The following is a 22,230-nucleotide window of genomic DNA, read 5'->3' on the forward strand; positions in this document are numbered from 1 at the left end:
TGAGAAAAATTTATCATGTTAATCAAATTATTAACTAAAGTATTCGGCAGCAGCAATGATCGTACTCTGCGCCGTATGCGCAAAATCGTCGACGTCATCAATAAGATGGAGCCGGATTTCGTAAAGCTCTCTGACGATGAACTGAAAGCGAAAACTGACCTGTTCCGCGAGCGCCTGAAAAAAGGCGAAAGCCTTGAGAGCCTGATTCCTGAGGCCTTTGCCACCGTACGTGAAGCAAGTAAGCGCGTCTTCGGTATGCGTCACTTTGATGTGCAGCTGATTGGCGGCATGGTGCTCAACGAACGTTGCATCGCAGAGATGCGCACCGGTGAAGGTAAAACCCTGACCGCGACTCTGCCCGCTTACCTGAACGCGCTGAGCGGCAAAGGCGTGCACGTTGTTACCGTCAATGACTATCTGGCGCAGCGTGATGCCGAAAATAACCGTGCACTGTTTGAATTCCTTGGCCTGACCATCGGCATTAACCTGCCAAACATGCCAGCCGTGGCTAAGCGTGCAGCTTATGCCGCTGACATCACCTACGGCACCAACAACGAATACGGCTTCGACTACCTGCGCGACAACATGGCGTTCAGTCCGGAAGAGCGCGTGCAGCGTAAGCTGCATTACGCATTAGTGGATGAAGTCGACTCAATCCTGATCGATGAAGCACGTACGCCATTGATCATCTCTGGTCCGGCGGAAGACAGCTCTGAGCTGTATACCAAAGTTAACAAGATCATCCCGCATCTGGTGCGTCAGGAAAAAGAAGACTCTGAAACCTTCCAGGGCGAAGGCGATTTCTGGGTCGATGAAAAAGCGCGCCAGGCACACATGAGCGAGCGCGGCTTGGTAAAAGTTGAAGAGCTACTGGTTAGCCAAAACATCATGGTAGAGGGCGAGTCACTCTACTCCCCGACCAACATCATGCTGATGCACCACGTTACTGCGGCGCTGCGTGCTCATGCACTCTTCACCCGCGATGTTGATTACATCGTTAAAGATGGCGAAGTGGTCATCGTTGATGAACACACCGGCCGTACCATGCAAGGTCGCCGCTGGTCAGATGGTCTGCATCAGGCGGTTGAAGCGAAAGAAGGCGTGGAAATCCAGAATGAAAACCAGACGCTGGCTTCCATTACCTTCCAGAACTACTTCCGTATCTACGAGAAACTGGCCGGTATGACCGGTACCGCAGATACCGAAGCATTCGAATTCAGCTCCATCTATAAGCTCGACACGATCGTGGTGCCAACCAACCGTCCGATGGTGCGTAAAGATATGGCCGATCTGGTCTATATGACCGAGAAAGAGAAGATTGACGCCATTATCGAAGACATCCGTGCCTGCACTGCTAAAGGGCAGCCGGTGTTAGTGGGTACAATTTCGATTGAGAAATCTGAAGTCGTTTCCAATGAACTGACGCGCGCGGGCATTAAACACAGCGTACTGAATGCCAAATTCCATGCCAGCGAAGCGGATATCGTTGCTCAGGCGGGTCAACCTGCAGCGGTTACTATCGCAACCAACATGGCCGGTCGTGGTACCGATATCGTGCTGGGCGGGAGCTGGCAGGCTGAGCTCGCCGCAATGGACGAGCCAACCGAAGAGCAGATTCAGGCGATGAAAGAAGCGTGGAAACTGCGTCACGATGCGGTGCTGGCTGCAGGCGGTCTGCACATTATTGGTACTGAGCGTCACGAATCTCGCCGTATCGATAACCAGCTGCGTGGTCGTGCGGGTCGTCAGGGTGATGCCGGTTCTTCACGCTTCTACCTGTCGATGGAAGATGCATTAATGCGTATCTTCGCTTCAGATCGCGTATCGAACATGATGCGTAAACTGGGCATGAAGCCAGGCGAAGCAATCGAGCATCCATGGGTGACTAAAGCGATTGCCAACGCGCAGCGTAAAGTGGAAAGCCGCAACTTCGATATTCGTAAACAGCTGCTGGAATACGATGACGTTGCCAACGATCAGCGTCGCGCCATCTACAGCCAGCGTAACGAACTGCTGGATGTGTCTGATGTGTCTGAAACCATCAATAGCATCCGTGAAGATGTCTACAAAACTACCATTGATACCTACATTCCGCCGCAGTCACTGGAGGAGATGTGGGATGTTGCCGGCCTGGAAGAGCGTCTGCGTAACGACTTCGATCTGAACTTGCCTATTGCTGAGTGGTTGGATAAAGAGCCCGATCTTCACGAAGAGACGCTGCGCGAACGTATCATGACCCACGCCGCGGAAAGCTATGCTGCCAAAGAAGAAGTGGTTGGCGAAGAGATGATGCGCAACTTTGAGAAAGGCGTGATGCTGCAAACGCTGGATTCGTTGTGGAAAGAGCATCTGGCAGCGATGGATTACCTGCGTCAGGGCATCCACCTGCGCGGTTATGCCCAGAAAGATCCGAAGCAGGAATACAAGCGTGAATCCTTCTCTATGTTTGCGGCGATGCTTGAATCACTGAAGTACGAAGTGATTAGCACCCTGAGCAAAGTTCAGGTACGCATGCCAGAAGAAGTGGAAGCGATGGAGCAGCAGCGCCGTGAAGAAGCGGAGCGTTTAGCGCAACAGCAGCAGCTGAGCCATGTTGATGATGCCACCGCAGCAGCCGAAGCGTTAGCCGCACAAGGCGGGGAGCGTAAAGTGGGCCGTAATGATCTCTGCCCATGTGGTTCCGGCAAAAAATACAAGCAGTGTCACGGCCGTCTGGCCTGATAAAAAAAGGAGCCTTCGGGCTCCATTTTTTTTGCTGACGATTTAGCGTGTTATCGCCATGAGTTTCTCTTCGTTTAGGCGCACGCCATGATACGGCAGCGTGACCAGCAAACCATCCGGTAAGCCAGCTCGCTTCAACAGCGCCCGGCTTTGGAACAGTAGCTGATGGTAATTGTTATCGCTGATGCTCGGATAGCTCTCATTCCAAACGGTGGCAATAATCTGACGCTTCGAGGTAATCCGCAGCAACAGACAGGAGAAGAATCGTTTTTGCGCTTCATTCAACGAAATAACTTTGTGTTCAGGCCACCATGTTAAGGTGTTCTTTGCGCTGTCTAACGTCAGGATGTCATGAAATACCAGATGGCGTAGGGCATGTAATTGTTCCGGCGTAGTTTGCGCCAGAAACGTTGTTTCTTTGAATTCCATAGGTAGTCGGGTTTAACAGAAGAAAGTGCTGCGAGTATTCCCAACATTCCCGGTTGCGATCCTTACGACATGTCTTAATCACTGGCTTTTGTAGGGCGTGGGACGTCACTTTCCTCTCAAAGGTTAACATCACTCGATGTCTGATTTACACTCAGCGCTCATTTTATTAAAAAAGCGGAATCCAGCTTATGAAACACCTGCAGGTTGCGGTGGGCATCATTCGCAATACAGAACGTCAAATCTTCCTTGCCCAGCGTGCGGCAAGCTCCTATATGGCGAATAAGTGGGAGTTTCCCGGCGGAAAAATTGAACAAGATGAATCTGCCGAGCAGGCGCTCAAGCGTGAGCTGATGGAAGAAACCGGTATTGAAGTCACGTCGGCAAGCGCGATTGGTCAGGCCGATCACAGTTATGAAGATCTGCGCGTTACGCTGCATTTCTTCCTGGTTGAAGGCTGGAACGGCGAACCTTATGGTCGTGAAGGTCAGCCACAGCGTTGGGTCGAACAGCAGGATTTGGTCGCGGATGAATTTCCGCCTGCGAACCATGAATTGATCAGCCGATTAGTGGCTGGCGAGATTTAAGTGAAGGGGCGCTAAGCCCCTTACTTTTTACTGCTGTTCTTCGCTCCAGTCATCGCTGTCCATCTGGTCACCGCTGCTGGGAATACGTTTCTCTTCTGCTGCCCATTCACCTAAATCAATCAGCTGGCAACGTTTGCTGCAGAATGGCCGCCACGGGCTCAACTCATCCCAAATCACATCGCGACGACAATTGGGGCAAGGTACGGTAATTATCTCTTCCGGCATAACTTCCTCTAACAACAAGCTAATTCAAAATTCAGTCGGGCTGGTACTTCTCCACGTTCGCTGTCTAATGGCAGGAAACGAATCGCATAACGGCTTTTGTGACCCGAGACTTGTGGGTACAGCGCGTCTTCCAGAGTTAATTGCAGGCGCAGTAAATCGGATCCTTCGGCGTTATCCTGATAAAAACCGTTGAGGCTGGTTTGATGACGAAATATGCCAGACTGACGCACCAAATCGAGGATCATCGTCAAACTATTACGCAGCGGATTCAGTGATGCCAGCCAGCCATTCACCTGAACATCTCGCACCGCTTGCTCCTGATGCAGCCAGATGTGCAGGCTGGGTAGATCGAAACTGCAGCAGCCGCCGGGAATGCTCAAACGCTGACGTACCAGAGCAACCAGGCGATCTTCACGTAACTGTTGGCCCATGCGCGGTGCCGCCATGAGTTCGCTTGAGCATTGCTTCAGCTGCTGACGCAGATCATTCACGCGCAGTTCATCAATGCCTGGCACATCCAGCCAGGCGCGTAATTTTTGTTGCTGGCGCTCTAGTTCTTTTAACAATTCAGTGCGCATATCTCCGCGCTCAAAAATATCCAGTAAATCGCTAAGAATACGGAAAACGCCAAGTGCTGATACCGAACCGTTAACCGGCACCGTTTCATGCAGCTGATCAATCAGATATTCGACGCGCAGCCAGGTGCGCATCTTCTCATTCAATGGGTGTTCAAACAGAACAATTGTGCTCATGATGTTAATCCTTTCCGGTTGCTGCCAGGCGTAGATAGCGCTGGTGAAGCTCAGCAACGCGCGGTAGCACCTGTTCAGGCGTACCACTGTTATCAATGATGTCATCCGCACAGGCCCGACGCTGTTCGCGACTAGCCTGTGCGGCAAGAATATTTTTCGCCTGACTTAGCGAAATACCATCTCGCTGTTGGGTGCGTTGCAACTGCGTGGCGGTATCCACATCCACGACCAACACGCGATCGGCCTGATGCTGTAAGCCGTTTTCGACCAACAGCGGCACCACCCAAAGCACATAAGGTGAGGTGGCCAATAATTTTAATTGTTGCGTGCGGGCGTTGATGAGTGGATGAAGCAACTGATTGAGCCAATTTTTCTCTTGTGGCTGTTGGAAAATAATTTCACGAAGCCGCGCACGATAGAGCGTGCCTTCTGCCGTCAAAATGGTATCTCCATGACGCTGAGCAATCGCCTTTAGGGCAGGCGTTCCGGGCTCAACAACTTCTCTGGCAATGACGTCAGCGTCAATAATATCAACGCCTAGCGCTGCGAAAGCGTTGGCAATAGTGGTTTTACCACTGCCAATGCCGCCGGTGAGCGCAACGGTATAAGGCATAGCGTTCTCGCAAAATTTATATCGTGAGCGGCGATTAACCACAGCAAGATGAGAGCATGATCACAATCAATTTTCTCAGCTAAATTTAAGGGATTGTAGCCTAAATAAAGTGAAATTCGCAGTCTTGTCGCGGAACGAATGGCGCGTATGATAACGACACTGGAGCCGTGAGCGCTACCCGAACCGCGGTTCGTCGTCACTAACCAGGATAATCAGCTATGCGCATTGAAGAAGATCTAAAACTGGGCTTTAAAGATGTTTTGATCCGCCCAAAACGTTCCACTTTGAAAAGCCGTTCCGAGGTTGAGCTGGAACGCACCTTCACCTTTAAACACTCAGGCTTGAACTGGAGTGGCATACCGATTATTGCCGCCAACATGGATACCGTCGGTACTTTCACGATGGCTGAAGCCCTGGCGAGTTTTAACGTACTGACCGCAGTGCATAAACATTACAGCGTGCAAGAGTGGCAGGCATTTGTACAACGCGTGCCAGCGGCGGTGCTGAGTCATGTGATGGTCTCATCTGGTACATCAGAATCAGATTTCACGAAGTTATCCGCCATTCTGGCGTTATCATCGCAGCTCAACTTTATCTGCATCGACGTTGCTAACGGCTACTCTGAGCACTTCGTTCAGTTCCTGCTGCGCGTGCGTGAAAGCTTCCCAGGTAAAACCATCTGTGCAGGCAACGTGGTTACCGGTGAAATGGTGGAAGAGCTGATTTTGTCTGGCGCAGATATCGTCAAAGTGGGTATTGGCCCCGGCTCAGTGTGCACTACACGCGTGAAGACCGGCGTTGGTTATCCTCAGCTTTCTGCCGTTATCGAGTGCGCAGATGCGGCACACGGTTTAGGCGGACAAATCGTCAGCGACGGCGGCTGCTCGGTTCCAGGTGACATTGCCAAAGCTTTCGGGGGCGGTGCAGATTTCACCATGCTCGGCGGCATGCTTGCGGCACATGACGAGTGTGAAGGAACCATCGTCGAAGAACAGGGTGAGAAATTTATGCTGTTCTACGGCATGAGCTCCGAATCGGCGATGAAACGCCACGTTGGCGGTGTTGCGCAATACCGTGCGGCGGAAGGCAAAACCGTGCGGTTGCCAGTGCGCGGCCCGGTTGAGGAGACGGTTAAAGATATCCTTGGCGGTTTACGCTCAGCCTGTACCTACGTCGGTGCAGAACGATTGAAAGAGTTGACGAAACGCACCACCTTTATCCGCGTCGCTGAACAAGAGAACCGTGTGTTCACTCGCTGATCTCAGACAACGGGCGCGCATCGAGCGTGCCCGTCATCGAATGGCATCACCAAGACCAAATACCGGCAGATACATTGCAATCACTAAAGTGCCAACTATCCCGCCGATTACCACCATCATCATCGGTTCCAGCGATGCCGCCAGAGCATCAGCGCGCGCTAATGTTTGCGCCTCATGCCACTCCGCCAGCCGTGCCAGCATCACATCTAATGCACCCGCTTCTTCACCCACTCGGATGAGTTGGGCACAAAGAGGTGTAAACAGCAGATGCTGTTGCAGCGCCTGATGCAGCGGCGCACCCGCAGCAATGTGTTGCTGCAACTGAACGATGGCATCGCGCCACAATCGCGATACCAAGGTCACTTCAACCGCCTGCAGGCTTTGCAACAAGGTCAAACCGGATTGTTGTGTAAGTTGCAGGATGGCGTATATCTGGCTGAGCTGCCCGCCGCGCCACAGCGGAGATAACAGTGGCATAAGCAGTAACCATTGATGTACGCGCTTTTGCCACGGTACCGAACGTCGATAAGTCTGATGCACAATCATCACTAATACGGCACCTACTAGCGACAGCGGCAGCGCGGCCTTCTGCAGCAGTTCTGACAGCGACATCACCGCAGCAGTAAAAGCGGGCAGCGGCGCATCAAAACTGGCATAGACAGAGACAAATTCTGGCAAAACAAACAGCAGCATGCCAGCACTGACCGCGAGCGCTACCAGCAAGATAAACAGGGGATAGCGCAGCGCCTTCACCACTTTTTGCCGTAAGTATTGCTGCTTGCTTTGCTGCTGCGCCAGTTGGCGACAGCACTCGTCGAGTTGGCCGGTTAATTCACCCACTTGCATCAAAGCGGGAAACAGCGGGGGAAAGATTTGCGGCCACTCCTGCAAGGCTTGCGAGAAGGGCTCACCGGCGATGACGCGGCGCTGCAATCCTTTCAGTAATATCCGCCAACCGGCATGAGGATGGCCTTCTGCCAGCAGAATCAGACTTTCCGCCAGAGGTAAGCCGGCCTTTAGCAGCGTCGCCAGTTGCCGCACCAAATCGATTTTTTGCTGCCACTTCCAGTCGCGCGAACGCCAGCATTTTCCACGCTGCCAGTTCACCGGCAGCATGCCGCGATCGGAGAGTTGATTGAGCAACGCATCCTGGCTGGCATTAAGTGATTCGCCCTCCTGCAGCACACCCATGGTATCAAGAGCCTGCCAGCGGAAATGATAGAGATTAGCCATCGCCCAGTCCCACCACGCGCTGCATCTCTTCGAAAGAAGTATCGCCGCGACTTACTGCTTCCAGTCCCGCAGCTAGCAATGTTTTCATTCCCTGTTCATTTGCCAGCGTTAGCAGATGTTCCAGCGGCATATCTGCCGAGATAGCATTCTGCAATTTGCTGGTTAGCGGCAAGACTTCAAACAGCGCCAGTCGCCCGTAATAGCCGGAGAAGCAGTGATCACAGCCCGGCGCTCGCCAGGTTTGCAGTGTGCCCGGCCAGAGTTCGGCCGGCAGATGGGCGATGGCTTGTCCCGGCTGACGGCAATGCACGCACAAGCGTCTGACCAGACGCTGCGCCACCACCAATTGCAAAGCGGGGCCCAGCAGATAACCGGGAATATCCATCTGGCGCAGGCGCGTCAGGGTTTCAGCAGTCGAGTTAGTATGCAGTGTGGAAAGTACCAGATGGCCGGTCTGCGCTGCTTTAACGGCTATGCTGGCCGTCTCGGCATCACGGATTTCCCCCACCATAATCACATCGGGATCCTGGCGCAGTAGTGCGCGCAGCACACGATTGAAATCGAGCCCGCTACGCGGCTGGATCTGCGTTTGATTAATACCATCCAGCGGGATCTCAACCGGATCTTCCACGCTACAAACGTTCTTCTCTGGCACATTAAGCGCGCTTAACCCGCTATAGAGCGTGAAGGTTTTACCGCTGCCGGTCGGTCCGGTGACCAGAATCAAACCCTGCGGTTTCGCCAGCGCGTTTTTCAGTAAACGCAGCTGTGCTGCGGGCATGCCGAGTTTATCGAGGGTGATGGCGCTGTTTTCACTTTGTAGCAGCCGCACCACGGCTTTTTCGCCCTGGCTTACCGGTAGCGTTGAGAGACGAAACGCCGCCAGTTTGTCCTCTATTTCCAGCGTAAACTGTCCGTCCTGCGGCAGACGCCGTTCGGCGATATCCAATCCTCCGAGAATTTTCAGGCGCGCCAGAATCGCAGCGGGTTGTGCTTCAGAAGGCTGCGGTAGTTTGTGCAACACGCCATCGATGCGCAGACGCACCCGCAGTCCATGGCGCTGCGGTTCAAAATGCACATCTGAGGCGCGCCGCTGAATGGCCTGGCGCAAAATCTGATCGACCGCGTTAATCGCTGACTCAGCGCTGGCCTGTTCACGTGGTGCTGCAGCGGCATCCGGCTCGTGCAGCAACTGCTCAAGCCGTGCCGCAGGCCAGCACTCGACCTCCACCTTGCACTGGCTGGCGAACTGTAGCGCTTCCAGCAGCAGCGGATCGGGTGTGTCGGCTACCGCTACGCGCAGTAGTGTGGCGTCATGGTGCAGAATCACCGCCTGATAACGGGCGCACAACGTGTGCAGCGCACTATTAGGGTTGTCCATCAGTTGGCATCCTTGTCGGCAAAGCGAAACTGCTCAAGGCAGCTATCGCGCAGGCTGCTGTTATCGCTGGTACAAGTGCGTTGCCAGCTCAACGTGCCATCCGTTGCGCTCCAAATCGGCAGCATTTCAACCGTTAATCCGCTGAGACTTTCCTGGCCGGTCAGGTTGATGGTTCCGTTTACCACGCTCAGCGTTGCCACATAGCGCGAACCTTTGGCCACCGGAATGCCATGTTCTCCTGCCTGACACTGCGCCGGTCCGCCGCGCTCAATGGCACAGAGTTCTACTGCTGTTTTGTACGGCACCATGGTTTGTAGCATGTCGGTGAGCGCTGCGCGTTGCAGGTAGTTTTGATAGGCCGGTAAACCGATGGCGCTGAGAATGGCGACGATGCCAATCACAATCATTAATTCGATAAGGGTAAAACCGCGTTGTCTGTCCATAGTGAGGCTCCTTGTTGTGGAGCCGCTACGGTAGAAAAGGACGAGGGAAAGCGGAAGTCATGGCGGCGCGAGGCTGGAAAGCATCGCGCAGAGAATCGTCAGATTTACAGCGGAGATAACAGCATTTTGGAAGCCAGCTCGCATATCTGCCGCACTAACACGCGGCAGAACGGGGCATTAAAGCTCTCGGAAACGCATCGACAGATCCAGCGCGCGCACATGTTTGGTCAGCGCGCCGACAGAGACATAATCAACGCCGGTCTGGGCAATTTGTGGCAGCGTGGTTTCGGTTACGTTGCCAGAGACTTCCAGCAGCGCGCGTTTGTGGGTTAGCGCAACCGCTGCATGCATCATCTCAAGGCTAAAGTTGTCGAGCATGATGATGTCCGCTCCGGCATCGATGGCATCCTGCAGTTGCGCCAGCGATTCAACTTCAACTTCTACCGGCACATCCGGCGACAGCCACAGCGCTTTTTCTACGGCGTTACGCACCGAGCCGCTGGCGATAATGTGGTTTTCTTTTATCAGGAAAGCATCCGACAGGCCTAAACGGTGGTTATTACCGCCACCGCACAACACCGCATATTTCAGCGCGGTACGCAGGCCTGGCAAGGTCTTGCGTGTATCAAGCAACTGGGTTTCGCTGCCCGCCAGCAGGGCGACATAACGGCTAACCTCGGTGGCCACGCCAGAGAGCGTCTGCACGAAGTTGAGTGCGGTGCGTTCTGCGGTTAACAGCAGGCGCGCCGGGCCGGTAAGCTCGAACAGCAGCTGATCGGCAACCAGCGCTTGTCCATCTTCTACATGCCAGTTAAGAGTGACTTTATTACCGAGCTGGATAAATACTTCCTCTACCCAGCGTTTACCACAAAAAACACCGGCTTCACGGGTGATGACTTTTGCCACCGCCTGCTTTTCTGCTGGCAGCAGCAACGCGGTGATATCGCGATCCGCATCCACTTCGCCGCCTAAATCCTCCTGAAGCGCCCGGGCAACGGCCTCCGGGATATCCTGTTCAATACGTTTAATTAGCTCCTGACGGCGATGATCGGGATCGTAACGACGCGTTGCCATGGTTTGCCCCTTATAAGACGAAATTTCGTGCGCTCACCTTAGCCTGATTTATCGACCATTGCCAGTTGCTGGCGGTGAAATGTTTAGTATCCTGAACTCAACTGTGTCGGCGCATTAAGTCGCAAGTCTGCTGAGTGAAACATGTTATTCTCAGCCTGATTTTGCTTAGGATTTAACAGCATGAAACTGGAAGAGGGCTGGATTACCAGCGCGCGTAAAGTACCTTCACCACACTTCAATCAGCGTCCAAATGATGAAGTGCCCTCGCTGTTGGTGATTCACAACATCAGCTTACCGCCCGGTGAGTTTGGCGGGCCGTGGATTGATCGCTTATTTACCGGCACGTTGCCTGCCGATGCGCATCCCTATTTTGCGGACATCGCCCATTTACGCGTGGCGGCGCACTGCTTAATCCGTCGCGACGGCGAGCTGGTGCAATACGTCTCTTTCGATCAGCGCGCCTGGCACGCCGGCGTGTCGCAGTTTGAAGGACGTGAAAGCTGCAACGATTTTTCCATGGGCATTGAACTGGAAGGCACTGATACGCTGCCCTATACCGATGCCCAGTACGCGACTTTGCAACAGGTAACTCAACTCCTGCTGCAGCACTATCCGTTGACGCCAGCGCGCATCACCGGCCATAGCGATATCGCACCAGAGCGGAAAACCGATCCCGGTTCCTCTTTTGACTGGTTGCGCTATAAAGAATCCATCAGGCAGGAGAATCCCTGAGACAGCAGGAGCGGGTATGACGTTGTTTAGCTTGTTATTGGTTTTAGGTTGGGAACGCCTGTTTAAGTTGGGTGAGCATTGGCAACTGGACCATCGGCTGGAGCCGCTGTTTCGTGGCCGCCAGCGTTTTTCCCTGCTGCGCACGCTGATGATGACAGTGATAGCGATGCTGATCGTCTGGCTGGTGGTGTGGAGCCTGAAAGGCATCTTGTTTGGCGTGGCGCAACTGCTGTTCTGGATTTTGGTGGGATTGCTGTGTATCGGCGCGGGTTCGGTGCGACTGCACTATCACAGCTATCTCAAAGCGGCGAGCCATGACGATGAAGCGGCGCATCAGGCGATGGCGGCTGAACTGACGCTGATTCACGGCGTGCCGGTTGAGTGCAGCGAGCGCGAGTTCCTGCGTGAACTGCAGAACGCGCTGATTTGGATTAACTTCCGCTTCTATCTTGCGCCGCTGTTCTGGTTTGTGGTCGGTGGACCTTACGGCCCGGTGCTGCTGGTGGGTTATGCGTTTCTGCGCGCCTGGCAGAGCTGGCTGGCGAAGCATCAGTCGCCGCTGGCGCGCTCGCAGTCTGGCGTTGATCGTCTGCTGCACGTTTTGGACTGGATCCCCGTGCGTCTGACCGGCGTGGCTTACGCGTTGCTCGGCCACGGCGAACGTGCGCTGCCAGCGTGGTTTGCCGCGCTGGGCGATCTGCATCGCCCGCAATATCAGGTGCTGACCAGCCTGGCGCAGTTCTCGCTGGCGCGCGATCCGCACATGGATAAAGTCGAAACGCCACGTGTTGCAGTGGCGTTGGCGAAACGTATTTCTCTGGTGCTGGTGGTGGTGGTCGCGCTGTTGACGATCTACGGCACGCTGGTGTGATCGGCTGGCGGCACGCCAAAATCCGGTGTGCCGTCTTCACGCCAGTCGAAATATTTCAAGCGCGTATGGCGATTCGGATCCCACAGCGGATCGCCCTCAATTTCGGTGTAATTGCGTGCGTGATACACCAGCACCGCTCTTCCCGCTTCATCCACTGTAAAGCTATTGTGTCCCGGTCCGTATTGCTGACTATCCCAGCTGGTGGCAAATACCGGTCGCGCGGATTTACGCCAGGCGTTGATGTTGAGTGGATCGGCCAACACATCAATGCTTAATATCCCCAGACAGTAATTTTCATCGGTCGCGCTAGCGGAATAGGTGACAAACAGCTGGTCGCCATGCTGAATCACCGCCGGTCCTTCATTAACGCTAAATCCTGCGCACTCCCATTCATACTCCGGTCGGCTCAGCATCAGCGGGGCGCTTTTTAGCGTCCACGGATTGAGCAACTCGGCGAGATACAGGTTAGAGTTTCCGGGAATCGCCGGATCTTTTTGCGCCCACAGATACCAGTGTTTACCTTGATGGTGGAAGTAGGTGGCGTCCAGTGAGAAGGAGTCGATGGGCGTATGTACGCGGCGGCAGGGCTGCCAGTTACCGCTCAGCGGATCGGCATCATTACACACCAGCGCATACATGCGGTGCTGGAACAGGCCATCTTTTATCGCCCGCGTCGGTGCGGCAGCGAAATAGATCACCCATTGCCCGTTGATGTGATGCAGTTCTGGCGCCCAGATCAGCGCGCTAAAGGGGCCGGTATCCGGTTTGTGCCACACCGTTACCGCTTCTGCCTCAATCAGGCCAGCCAGCGTTGAGGCATAGCGAATCTCCAGTCGGTCATATTCCGGCACCGAGGCGATAAAATAGTAGCCATCGGCATGGCGCAGAATAAAGGGATCGGCGCGTTGCGTAATAAAAGGATTGGGCCAGCTCATTTGATCTCTCCGGGTTGCGCAGTCGCAGAGGACGCGATAGGGGATTCGTGGTGTGAATGGGCACGGCGCAGCGCCAGATCGGCCTGAATCGTACGCATTAAGTTGCGATCCACTTTCATTAAACGCACCACGCCGGCAGTGATCAGATATCCCACGCCCGGAATCACCGTGAACAGCAGCATGATGCCGTTAATCGCGTTGGGGGCCTGCTGTTTTGCGCCGGCATCGTAGCCATAAATCGACAGCAGGAAACCGACCATCGCCCCCGCCACCGCCAGCCCCACTTTGAGGAAGAACAGGTTGCCGGAGAAGCTCATACCAGTGATGCGTTTGCCGGTTTTCCATTCGCCGTAATCATCCACGTCGGCCATCAGCGACCAGTGCAGCGGCGAGGGAATCTGGTGCAGGATATTCAGCACGAAGTAGGCGATGACCACCGCGACGGTGGCGTGCGGATCAATCCAGTAGAAGCCGCAGGAGAACAGCGCCAGCGCGATGTTGGTCCAGAAGAACACCTTGAGCTTGCACCAGCGATCGGTGAGGATTTTTGCCAGCGTGCTGCCGAACATCATGCCGATGACGCCCAAGCTGATAAACAGCGTGGCAAAGTGCGTTGATTGCCCCATCACCCAAGTGACGTAGTACATGGTGGCGGCCATGCGGATAAAACCGGGGCAGACGTTGCAGAAGGTCAGCAGCAGAATGCGCACCCACTGATCGTTTTTCCACACGTCGCGCAAGTCTTGTTTCAAATCATCGTTGCTTGGCGTGGCCGGGCGAATGCGTTCACGCACATTGGCAAAACAGAACAGGAACATCGCCAAACCGATCAGCGCCAGCACGCCCATGGCCATTTGGTAACCGCGCGCTTTGTTGTCGCCGCCAAACCATTCGGCCATCGGCAACAGCGAAAGTGAGAGGATCAGCGTGGCGATGCCCACCATCACAAAGCGATAGGACTGACATGACACGCGCTCACCCGGATCGTTGGTGATCACACCGCCCAGCGAGCAGTAAGGAATGTTGATGGCGGTGTAAGTGAGTGACATCAGGAAGTAAGTGACAAACGCCCAGATAACCTTGTTGTCATAGCTCCACTCCGGCGTGGTGAACATCAGCACGCTAAACAGCACGTAAGGCACGGAAACCCACAGCAGCCACGGACGGAAGCGGCCCCAGCGACTTTGCGTACGATCGGCAATGGCGCCCATGATCGGATCGGTTACCGCATCAAGTACGCGTACCGACAGTAATAGCGTACCGACCAGCGCCGGGGCTAAACCAAACACATCAGTGTAGAAATAATTGAGGAACAGCATGATGGCACCGCCAATCATGTTGCATCCGGCATCGCCCATGCCATATCCCAGTTTCTCTCTGAACGAGAGGGCTGCTCCTTTCATTGATCGTCTCCAGCGATATGATGAGCAGGAATTATCTGTGCAAAATCAGTAATCTGCTGGGGAGCAAATGGTCGGGTAGATGGACAAAACGCGCGGGCGGGGAAAAGTGTGAGCCAGATCAGAAGTGCTGCCCGGCAACAGCGTGCCGGGCAGGAACAACATTACGCTTTCTGTAGTTTGTTTTTGATGGTGTAACCGATAGCCAGAATCACCAGCCATACCGGAATCAACCATACCGATATCGCCATGCCTGGCGTCATCAGCATAATGACCAACACACCGGCGAGGAACACCAGGCAAATCCAGTTACCCAGCGGATAGAGCACCGCTTTGAAGCGCGTGGTGACACCTTGCTGGTCTTTCTTTTTACGGAATTTCAGATGCGCGAGGCTGATCATCGCCCAGTTGATCACCAGTGCAGAAACCACCAGCGCCATTAGCAGGCCAAAGGCTTCGCCTGGCATCAGGTAGTTGATCAGTACACACAGCAGGGTCGCTACGGCTGAGACCAGAATGGTGGCGACCGGCACGCCGCGACTGTCCACTTTCAGCAATGCTTTCGGCGCGTTACCCTGTTGCGCCAGGCCGAACAGCATGCGGCTGTTGCAGTAAACGCAGCTGTTGTAGACCGATAGCGCCGCCGTCAGGATTACCACGTTCAGCGCGTTGGCCACAAAGGCATCGCCCAGCTCATGGAAAATCAGCACGAACGGGCTGGTATCGGCAGTGACTCGCGTCCAAGGCAGCAGCGAAAGCAGCACCGCCAGTGAGCCAATATAGAAAATCAGAATACGCCACAACACCTGATTGGTGGCTTTCGGGATGCTCTCTTGTGGATTGTCGGCTTCTGCGGCAGTGATGCCCACCAGCTCCAGACCACCAAACGAGAACATAATGATTGCCATCATCATCACCAATCCGGTCATGCCGTGAGGCAGGAAGCCGCCCTGATCCCACAGGTTGCTGACGCTCGCCTGCGGGCCGCCGTTGCCGCTAAACAGCAACCAGCCACCGAACAGAATCATGCCGATGACCGCGACCACTTTGATAATCGCGAACCAGAACTCCATCTCACCGAACACTTTGACGTTGGTCAGGTTAATGGCGTTGATCAATACAAAGAAGATGGCGGCGGTGGCCCAGGTAGGAAAATCCGGCCACCAAAATTGTACGTACTTGCCCACAGCGGTGAGTTCGGCCATGGCAACCAGCACATACAGCACCCAATAGTTCCAGCCCGAGGCGAAACCGGCGAAGTTGCCCCAATATTTGTAGGCGAAGTGACTGAAGCTGCCGGCAACCGGCTCTTCAACCACCATCTCGCCGAGTTGGCGCATGATCAGAAAGGCAATAAAACCGGCAATCGCATATCCCAGAATCACGGCCGGACCGGCCGATTGAATCACTGATGCGCTACCCAGAAACAGGCCAGTACCTACGGCTCCGCCCAGCGCAATCAGCTGAATATGGCGATTCTTTAAGCCGCGGTGCAGCGTGTCGCCATGCTGTTGTTCCATACAAACCTCGTGATGTTGTTATTGTGCACCTGCAGTGCCCGCACTGTAAGGCTGTTTACCTTAATGTATTCTTTTCTTTACGGTATCTGGCGTGCTGTGTGCATGCATGAGCTACCACGGCGTTCAGAATAGTGATAAGCGCGTCAGTTTGCACCTGCTTTTGCTTTTTGTGCTGAGAGATGACTGAAAAAGCAGCAGCATCCTCTGCGCGCCCGTCGCAGTATTTCTGCCATGAAAAAAGGGTGAACACGAATAGGTTTCCCTTATGGTTGGGCCGTTTTTCGGGGGCTAACTCAGTGTAAGGTTAGGTAAAAGTGCAATTCGTTAACATTTGCCGCGTGCGGAGGATTTCTCGCTTGATGCCGGTAGGTTAGCGCACCAGCGCTACGATCCTCCCCTGAAGTGTGACCGCACCCATATAGACACAAGGTGAATACTTTGTTACTTTACCGGCACCATTTTTCAATTGGTATTACCAATTTACTCCGGACGTTTGGCTGATAAGAAGGGAAGATGGCTTACAGTAAAATTCGCCAACCCAAGCTCTCCGATGCGATTGAGCAACAGCTGGAATCCCTCATTATGGAAGGGACGCTCCAGCCGGGTGAAAAACTGCTCCCCGAGCGTGAACTGGCGAAACAGTTTGATGTCTCACGTCCATCCCTGCGCGAAGCGATTCAGAGCCTGGAAGCTAAAGGCCTGCTGCTACGTCGTCAGGGCGGCGGCACCTTCGTCCAAAAAAATCTCTGGCAAAGCCTGAGCGACCCGCTGGTCGGTCTGCTTGCCGAACATCCAGAATCTCAGTTTGATCTGCTGGAAACCCGCCACGCGCTGGAAGGCGTGGCTGCCTATTACGCGGCACTGCGGGGAACCGATGAAGATTTGCAGCGCATCCGCGACTGCCATGTTCATATTCAGCAGGCACAGGACAGCGGCGATCTCGACGCCGAAGCGGATGCAGTGATGAAGTATCAGATCGCTGTCACAGAAGCCGCCCATAATGTGGTGTTGCTGCATCTGCTGCGTTCCATGGGCCCTATGCTGGAACAAAACGTCCGTCAGAATTTTGAATTGCTCTACGCTCGTCGGGAAATGCTGGCGAAAGTGAGCGGTCACCGCGCCAGTATCTACGAGGCGATTGTGGCTCGTGAGCCAGAACAAGCACGCGAGGCATCTCATCGTCACCTGGCGTTCATTGAGGAAATCTTGCTGGATAGAAGTCGGGAGCAGAGTCGTCGTGAACGCTCCCTGCGTCGTTTACAGCAACGTAAGGAATAACGCACGGCAACGAACGTGCGGAAAACACGACGGGCCTGTCTTCTTGTGCTGTGAACCAGAAGCAAAGCACAAGAAGACAGGCTCCTGATAATTTCAACGTATTAGACACAGATAAGGAATACACCCCATGTCAGAACGTTTACAGAATGACGTGGATCCGATCGAAACTCGTGATTGGCTACAAGCGATCGAATCGGTCATCCGTGAAGAAGGTGTTGAGCGCGCGCAGTATCTGATTGATCAGGTAATGAGTGCAGCACGCAAAGGTGGCGTGAAAGTTGCCGCAGGTTCCTCTGCAATCAGCAACTACATTAACTCTATTGCTGTTGAAGATGAGCCGGACTATCCGGGCAACACCTCTCTTGAACGTCGTATCCGTTCCGCAATTCGTTGGAACGCCATCATGTCGGTGCTGCGTGCGTCGAAGAAAGATCTGGAGTTGGGTGGTCATATGTCCTCCTTCCAGTCTTCCGCGACCATTTATGAAGTGTGCTTTAACCACTTCTTCCGCGCGCGTAGCGACAAAGACGGCGGCGATCTGGTTTTCTTCCAGGGTCACATTTCTCCAGGTATCTACGCCCGCGCCTTCCTTGAAGGTCGTCTGAGCGAAGACCAAATGAACAACTTCCGTCAGGAAGTGCAGGGCAAAGGTCTCTCTTCTTACCCGCACCCGAAACTGATGCCGGACTTCTGGCAGTTCCCAACCGTATCAATGGGCCTGGGTCCGTTGAACGCGATCTATCAGGCGAAATTCCTGAAGTATCTGGAACACCGCGGTCTTAAAGACACCTCAGCACAAACCGTTTACGCCTTCCTCGGTGATGGTGAGATGGATGAGCCGGAATCCAAAGGTGCGATCACCATCGCCACCCGCGAGAAGCTGGACAACCTGGTGTTCATCATCAACTGTAACCTGCAGCGTCTGGACGGCCCGGTCACCGGTAACGGTAAGATCATCAACGAGCTGGAAGGCATCTTTGCCGGTGCTGGCTGGAACGTGATCAAAGTGATTTGGGGCGGTCGTTGGGATGAACTGCTGCGTCAGGACACCAGCGGCAAGCTGATTCAGCTGATGAACGAAACCGTTGATGGCGATTACCAGACCTTCAAATCCCGTAACGGCGCGTACGTACGTGAGCACTTCTTCGGTAAATATCCGGAAACCGCAGCTCTGGTGAAAGACTGGTCAGACGAAGAGATCTTCGCGCTGAACCGCGGCGGCCACGATCCGAAGAAAGTCTACGCTGCACTGAAAAAAGCGCAGGAAACCAAAGGTCAGCCAACGCTGATTCTGGCCCATACCATCAAAGGTTATGGCATGGGTGACACTGCTGAAGGTAAAAACATCGCGCACCAGGTTAAGAAGATGAACATGGATGGCGTTCGCTACATCCGCGATCGCTTCAATGTGCCGGTGGCCGATGACAAAATCGAAGAGCTGCCATACGTCACCTTCGAAAAAGGCTCTGAAGAGTACAACTATCTGCACGGTCAGCGTGAGAAGTTGGGCGGCTACCTGCCAACGCGTCAGGCTGAGTTCAGCGAGAAGCTGGAAATGCCAACGCTGGAAGAGTTCCGTCCACTGCTGGAAGAGCAGAATAAAGAGATCTCCACCACCATCGCCTTTGTGCGTGCATTGAACGTGATGCTGAAGAACAAGTCGATCAAAGATCGTCTGGTTCCAATCCTTGCCGACGAAGCCCGTACCTTCGGTATGGAAGGTCTGTTCCGTCAGATTGGTATCTACAGCCCGAACGGTCAGCAGTACACCCCGCAGGACCGCGAGCAGGTTGCGTACTATAAAGAAGACGAGAAAGGCCAGATTCTGCAGGAAGGGATCAACGAGCTGGGCGCAGGTTCATCCTGGCTGGCGGCGGCGACCTCTTACAGCACCAACAACCTGCCGATGATTCCGTTCTACATCTATTACTCGATGTTCGGCTTCCAGCGCATCGGCGATCTGATGTGGCTGGCCGGCGATATGCAGGCACGCGGCTTCCTGGTGGGCGGTACTTCAGGTCGTACTACGCTGAACGGCGAAGGCTTGCAGCACGAAGATGGTCACAGCCACATTCAGTCGCTGACTATCCCGAACTGTATCTCTTACGATCCGTCTTACGCGTACGAAATCGCGGTCATCATGCAAGATGGCCTGGTGCGTATGTACGGCGAAGCGCAGGAAAACATCTACTACTACATCACCACGCTGAACGAAAACTACCACATGCCTGCGATGCCGCAGGGTGCGGAAGAGGGTATCCGTAAGGGTATCTACAAGCTGGAAACCGTAGAAGGTAGCAAAGGCAAAGTGCAGCTGCTGGGTTCAGGTTCAATTCTGCGTCACGTGCGTGAAGCCGCGCAGATCCTGGCGAAAGATTACGGCATCGCTTCTGACGTCTACAGCGTAACTTCGTTCACCGAGCTAGCGCGTGATGGTCAGGATTGTGAGCGCTGGAACATGCTGCACCCAACCGATGAGCCACGCGTACCTTACATCGCGCAAGTGATGAACGAAGCACCGGCCGTCGCATCGACCGACTACATGAAGCTGTTCGCAGAACAGGTTCGCAGCTACGTGCCTTCCAGCGATTATCGCGTGTTGGGTACCGATGGCTTCGGTCGTTCTGACAGCCGTGAAAACCTGCGTCACCACTTCGAAGTGGATGCATCGTATGTGGTTGTGGCTGCGCTGGGTGAGCTGGCTAAACGCGGTGAAATCGATAAGAAAGTGGTGGCTGAAGCCATCACCAAATTCAATATCGACGCCGATAAAGTTAACCCGCGTCTGGCATAAGAGGTAAGAGAGTAATGGCTATCGAAATTAACGTACCGGACATCGGGGCAGACGAAGTTGAAGTCACCGAAATCCTGGTAAAGGTGGGCGACAAAGTTGAAGCTGAACAGTCGCTGATCACCGTGGAAGGCGATAAAGCCTCCATGGAAGTGCCTTCGCCGCAGGCGGGCGTGGTTAAAGAGATCAAAATCTCGACCGGCGACAAAGTAGAAACCGGCTCGCTGATTATGATTTTTGACGCAGAAGGTGCCGCAGAAGCGGCGCCAGCGCCAGCCGAAGAGAAGAAAGCGGAAGCCGCTCCTGCTCCAGCTGCTGCCGCTGCTGCGGTCAGCAAAGAAGTCAACGTACCGGACATCGGCGGCGACGAAGTTGAAGTCACTGAGATTTTGGTCAAAGTGGGCGACACCGTAACGGCTGAGCAGTCGCTGATCACCGTTGAAGGCGACAAAGCCTCAATGGAAGTCCCGGCACCGTTCTCGGGCGTGGTAAAAGAGATTAAAATCTCCACCGGCGACAAAGTGAACACCGGTTCACTGATCATGGTGTTCGAAGCAGAAGGCGCAGCGCCGGCGGCTGCTCCAGCAGCTAAACAGGAAGCGGCTCCAGCAGCAGCACCTGCCGCTTCTGGCGCTAAAGACGTCAACGTGCCGGACATTGGTGGCGACGAAGTTGAAGTCACCGAGATCCTGGTGAAAGTGGGCGACAAAGTCGCTGCTGAGCAATCCCTGATCGTGGTTGAAGGCGACAAAGCCTCAATGGAAGTGCCTGCACCGTTCGCCGGTACCGTGAAAGAGTTGAAAGTGGCGACTGGCGATAAAGTCAGCACCGGTAAACTGATCATGGTGTTCGAAGTGGAAGGCGCGGCACCGGCTGCGGCGCCTGCGGCTAAGCAGGAAGCGGCTCCAGCGGCAGAAGCCGCGAAACCGGCAGCGGCCCCAGTAGCAGCGAAAGCCGATGCGAAAGGCGAGTTCGCTGAGAACGATGCTTACGTACACGCGACGCCGGTGATTCGTCGCCTGGCGCGCGAGTTCGGCGTTAACCTGGCAAAAGTCAAAGGTACCGGCCGTAAAGGTCGCATCCTGAAAGAAGACGTGCAGACTTACGTCAAAGACGCGGTGAAACGCGCTGAAGCGGCTCCGGCTGCAGCAGCCAGTGGCGGAAGCCTGCCAGGTCTGTTGCCTTGGCCGAAAGTGGACTTCAGCAAGTTCGGCGAAATTGAAGAAGTGGAACTGGGCCGTATCCAGAAAATCTCCGGTGCCAACCTGAGCCGTAACTGGGTGGTGATCCCGCACGTTACACACTTCGACAAAACCGATATCACCGATCTGGAAGCGTTCCGCAAACAGCAGAATGCCGAAGCAGAGAAACGCAAACTGGATGTGAAATTCACGCCAGTGGTGTTCATCATGAAAGCCGTTGCCGCTGCTCTTGAGCAGATGCCACGCTTCAACAGTTCACTGTCTGAAGATGCACAGAAACTGACGCTGAAGAAATACATCAACATCGGTGTGGCGGTTGATACGCCAAACGGTCTGGTGGTTCCAGTGTTCAAAGATGTGAACAAGAAAGGCATCACTGAACTGTCCCGCGAGCTGATGGCGATTTCCAAGAAAGCGCGTGATGGCAAGCTGACCGCCGGCGACATGCAGGGCGGTTGCTTCACCATCTCCAGCCTTGGCGGCCTGGGCACCACGCACTTCGCGCCAATCGTCAACGCGCCGGAAGTGGCTATCCTCGGTGTTTCCAAGTCAGCGATGGAGCCGGTGTGGAACGGTAAAGAGTTTGAGCCGCGTCTGATGATGCCGATCTCACTCTCCTTCGACCACCGTGTGATCGACGGTGCTGATGGTGCGCGCTTTATCACCATCATCAACAACACACTGTCCGACATTCGCCGTCTGGTGATGTGAAGTTAATCAAGGCCGGCGAAAGCCGGCCTTGTTGTAAGCATTCAATGTTGCCGCGGTTGGCAGTTTGTTAACAATT

The 22,230-nt window shown here is 54.4% G+C and carries 19 protein-coding genes; 8 read left to right on the plus strand and 11 right to left on the minus strand.

From position 1 onward, the window contains the following. The first annotated feature begins 15 nt into the window (after positions 1-15). Positions 16-2,721 carry a preprotein translocase subunit SecA gene (secA, locus tag MWH02_RS12280; RefSeq protein ID WP_101762109.1) on the plus strand — a complete coding sequence of 902 codons (2,706 nt, stop codon included), beginning with the start codon at positions 16-18 and terminating at the stop codon, positions 2,719-2,721. Between the two features lie 42 nt (positions 2,722-2,763). On the opposite strand, the gene MWH02_RS12285 is transcribed toward secA, so the two are convergent. Beyond that, positions 2,764-3,150, minus strand: coding sequence for a winged helix-turn-helix domain-containing protein (locus MWH02_RS12285; RefSeq protein ID WP_101762108.1), 387 nt, complete (start codon positions 3,148-3,150; stop codon positions 2,764-2,766). A 188-nt stretch (positions 3,151-3,338) separates the two neighbouring features. On the opposite strand from MWH02_RS12285, the gene mutT reads away from it, so the two are divergent. Continuing rightward, positions 3,339-3,734 (plus strand): 8-oxo-dGTP diphosphatase MutT, encoded by a 396-nt coding sequence (mutT, locus tag MWH02_RS12290; protein WP_101762107.1) that lies wholly within the window; start codon positions 3,339-3,341, stop codon positions 3,732-3,734. Between the two features lie 27 nt (positions 3,735-3,761). Here mutT and yacG read toward each other — a convergent pair whose 3' ends face one another. From yacG to coaE, 3 genes are read right to left on the minus strand one after another with little or no spacing between them, the layout of a single operon-like run. Then, the gene (gene yacG / locus MWH02_RS12295) at positions 3,762-3,959 is read right to left on the minus strand and encodes a DNA gyrase inhibitor YacG (protein WP_061718119.1); all 198 of its coding nucleotides are present in this window, start codon (positions 3,957-3,959) and stop codon (positions 3,762-3,764) included. An 8-nt stretch (positions 3,960-3,967) separates the two neighbouring features. Beyond that, complete coding sequence (gene zapD, locus MWH02_RS12300; RefSeq protein WP_101762106.1) at positions 3,968-4,711, minus strand: cell division protein ZapD; 744 nt, start codon at positions 4,709-4,711, stop codon at positions 3,968-3,970. A 4-nt stretch (positions 4,712-4,715) separates the two neighbouring features. Further along, the gene (coaE, locus tag MWH02_RS12305) at positions 4,716-5,324 is read right to left on the minus strand and encodes a dephospho-CoA kinase (protein WP_101762105.1); all 609 of its coding nucleotides are present in this window, start codon (positions 5,322-5,324) and stop codon (positions 4,716-4,718) included. A 218-nt stretch (positions 5,325-5,542) separates the two neighbouring features. On the opposite strand from coaE, the gene MWH02_RS12310 reads away from it, so the two are divergent. Beyond that, complete coding sequence (locus tag MWH02_RS12310; RefSeq protein WP_110867529.1) at positions 5,543-6,583, plus strand: GMP reductase; 1,041 nt, start codon at positions 5,543-5,545, stop codon at positions 6,581-6,583. Between the two features lie 33 nt (positions 6,584-6,616). Here MWH02_RS12310 and hofC read toward each other — a convergent pair whose 3' ends face one another. The 4 genes from hofC to nadC all read right to left on the minus strand — a co-directional run bounded on the left by hofC (position 6,617) and on the right by nadC (position 10,714). Continuing rightward, a complete protein-coding gene (gene hofC / locus MWH02_RS12315; protein ID WP_271460729.1) occupies positions 6,617-7,816 on the minus strand; it encodes a protein transport protein HofC in 1,200 nt (399 codons plus the stop codon). Next, positions 7,809-9,197 (minus strand): type II secretion system protein GspE, encoded by a 1,389-nt coding sequence (gene gspE / locus MWH02_RS12320; protein WP_101762102.1) that lies wholly within the window; start codon positions 9,195-9,197, stop codon positions 7,809-7,811. The genes hofC and gspE overlap by 8 nt, the downstream gene beginning before the upstream one ends. After that, complete coding sequence (gene ppdD / locus MWH02_RS12325; RefSeq protein WP_271460730.1) at positions 9,197-9,640, minus strand: prepilin peptidase-dependent pilin; 444 nt, start codon at positions 9,638-9,640, stop codon at positions 9,197-9,199. Before ppdD ends, gspE begins: the two co-directional genes overlap by 1 nt. A 177-nt stretch (positions 9,641-9,817) precedes the next feature. After that, positions 9,818-10,714, minus strand: a complete 897-nt coding sequence (gene nadC / locus MWH02_RS12330; RefSeq protein WP_271460731.1) for a carboxylating nicotinate-nucleotide diphosphorylase — start codon at positions 10,712-10,714, stop codon at positions 9,818-9,820. Positions 10,715-10,894: 180 nt separating this feature from the next. Here nadC and ampD point away from each other — a divergent pair, with 180 nt between their 5' ends. Both ampD and ampE read left to right on the plus strand, forming a co-directional pair. After that, positions 10,895-11,446, plus strand: a complete 552-nt coding sequence (gene ampD / locus MWH02_RS12335) for a 1,6-anhydro-N-acetylmuramyl-L-alanine amidase AmpD (protein WP_101762099.1) — start codon at positions 10,895-10,897, stop codon at positions 11,444-11,446. A 16-nt stretch (positions 11,447-11,462) separates the two neighbouring features. After that, on the plus strand, positions 11,463-12,317 hold the full coding sequence (ampE, locus tag MWH02_RS12340) for a beta-lactamase regulator AmpE (RefSeq protein WP_271460732.1): 855 nt from the start codon (positions 11,463-11,465) through the stop codon (positions 12,315-12,317). On the opposite strand, the gene MWH02_RS12345 is transcribed toward ampE, so the two are convergent. The 3 genes from MWH02_RS12345 to aroP all read right to left on the minus strand — a co-directional run bounded on the left by MWH02_RS12345 (position 12,299) and on the right by aroP (position 16,172). After that, positions 12,299-13,252 (minus strand): glycoside hydrolase family 43 protein, encoded by a 954-nt coding sequence (locus tag MWH02_RS12345; RefSeq protein ID WP_271460733.1) that lies wholly within the window; start codon positions 13,250-13,252, stop codon positions 12,299-12,301. The genes ampE and MWH02_RS12345 overlap by 19 nt on opposite strands. Then, a complete protein-coding gene (locus tag MWH02_RS12350; protein WP_271460734.1) occupies positions 13,249-14,655 on the minus strand; it encodes a glycoside-pentoside-hexuronide (GPH):cation symporter in 1,407 nt (468 codons plus the stop codon). The genes MWH02_RS12345 and MWH02_RS12350 overlap by 4 nt, the downstream gene beginning before the upstream one ends. Positions 14,656-14,816: 161 nt before the next feature. Continuing rightward, complete coding sequence (gene aroP / locus MWH02_RS12355; protein WP_110867537.1) at positions 14,817-16,172, minus strand: aromatic amino acid transporter AroP; 1,356 nt, start codon at positions 16,170-16,172, stop codon at positions 14,817-14,819. A gap of 513 nt (positions 16,173-16,685) precedes the next feature. Here aroP and pdhR point away from each other — a divergent pair. From pdhR to aceF, 3 genes are all read left to right on the plus strand, one after another. Then, positions 16,686-17,450, plus strand: a complete 765-nt coding sequence (pdhR, locus tag MWH02_RS12360; protein WP_008108566.1) for a pyruvate dehydrogenase complex transcriptional repressor PdhR — start codon at positions 16,686-16,688, stop codon at positions 17,448-17,450. Between the two features lie 127 nt (positions 17,451-17,577). Next, positions 17,578-20,244, plus strand: coding sequence for a pyruvate dehydrogenase (acetyl-transferring), homodimeric type (gene aceE / locus MWH02_RS12365; RefSeq protein ID WP_101762093.1), 2,667 nt, complete (start codon positions 17,578-17,580; stop codon positions 20,242-20,244). Between the two features lie 14 nt (positions 20,245-20,258). Further along, a complete protein-coding gene (gene aceF, locus MWH02_RS12370) occupies positions 20,259-22,154 on the plus strand; it encodes a pyruvate dehydrogenase complex dihydrolipoyllysine-residue acetyltransferase (protein WP_271460735.1) in 1,896 nt (631 codons plus the stop codon). Positions 22,155-22,230: the final 76 nt, after the last annotated feature.

Origin of the sequence: Pantoea leporis, from assembly GCF_028048155.1 — a bacterium.
Classification (GTDB): Bacteria; Pseudomonadota; Gammaproteobacteria; order Enterobacterales; family Enterobacteriaceae; genus Pantoea; species Pantoea leporis.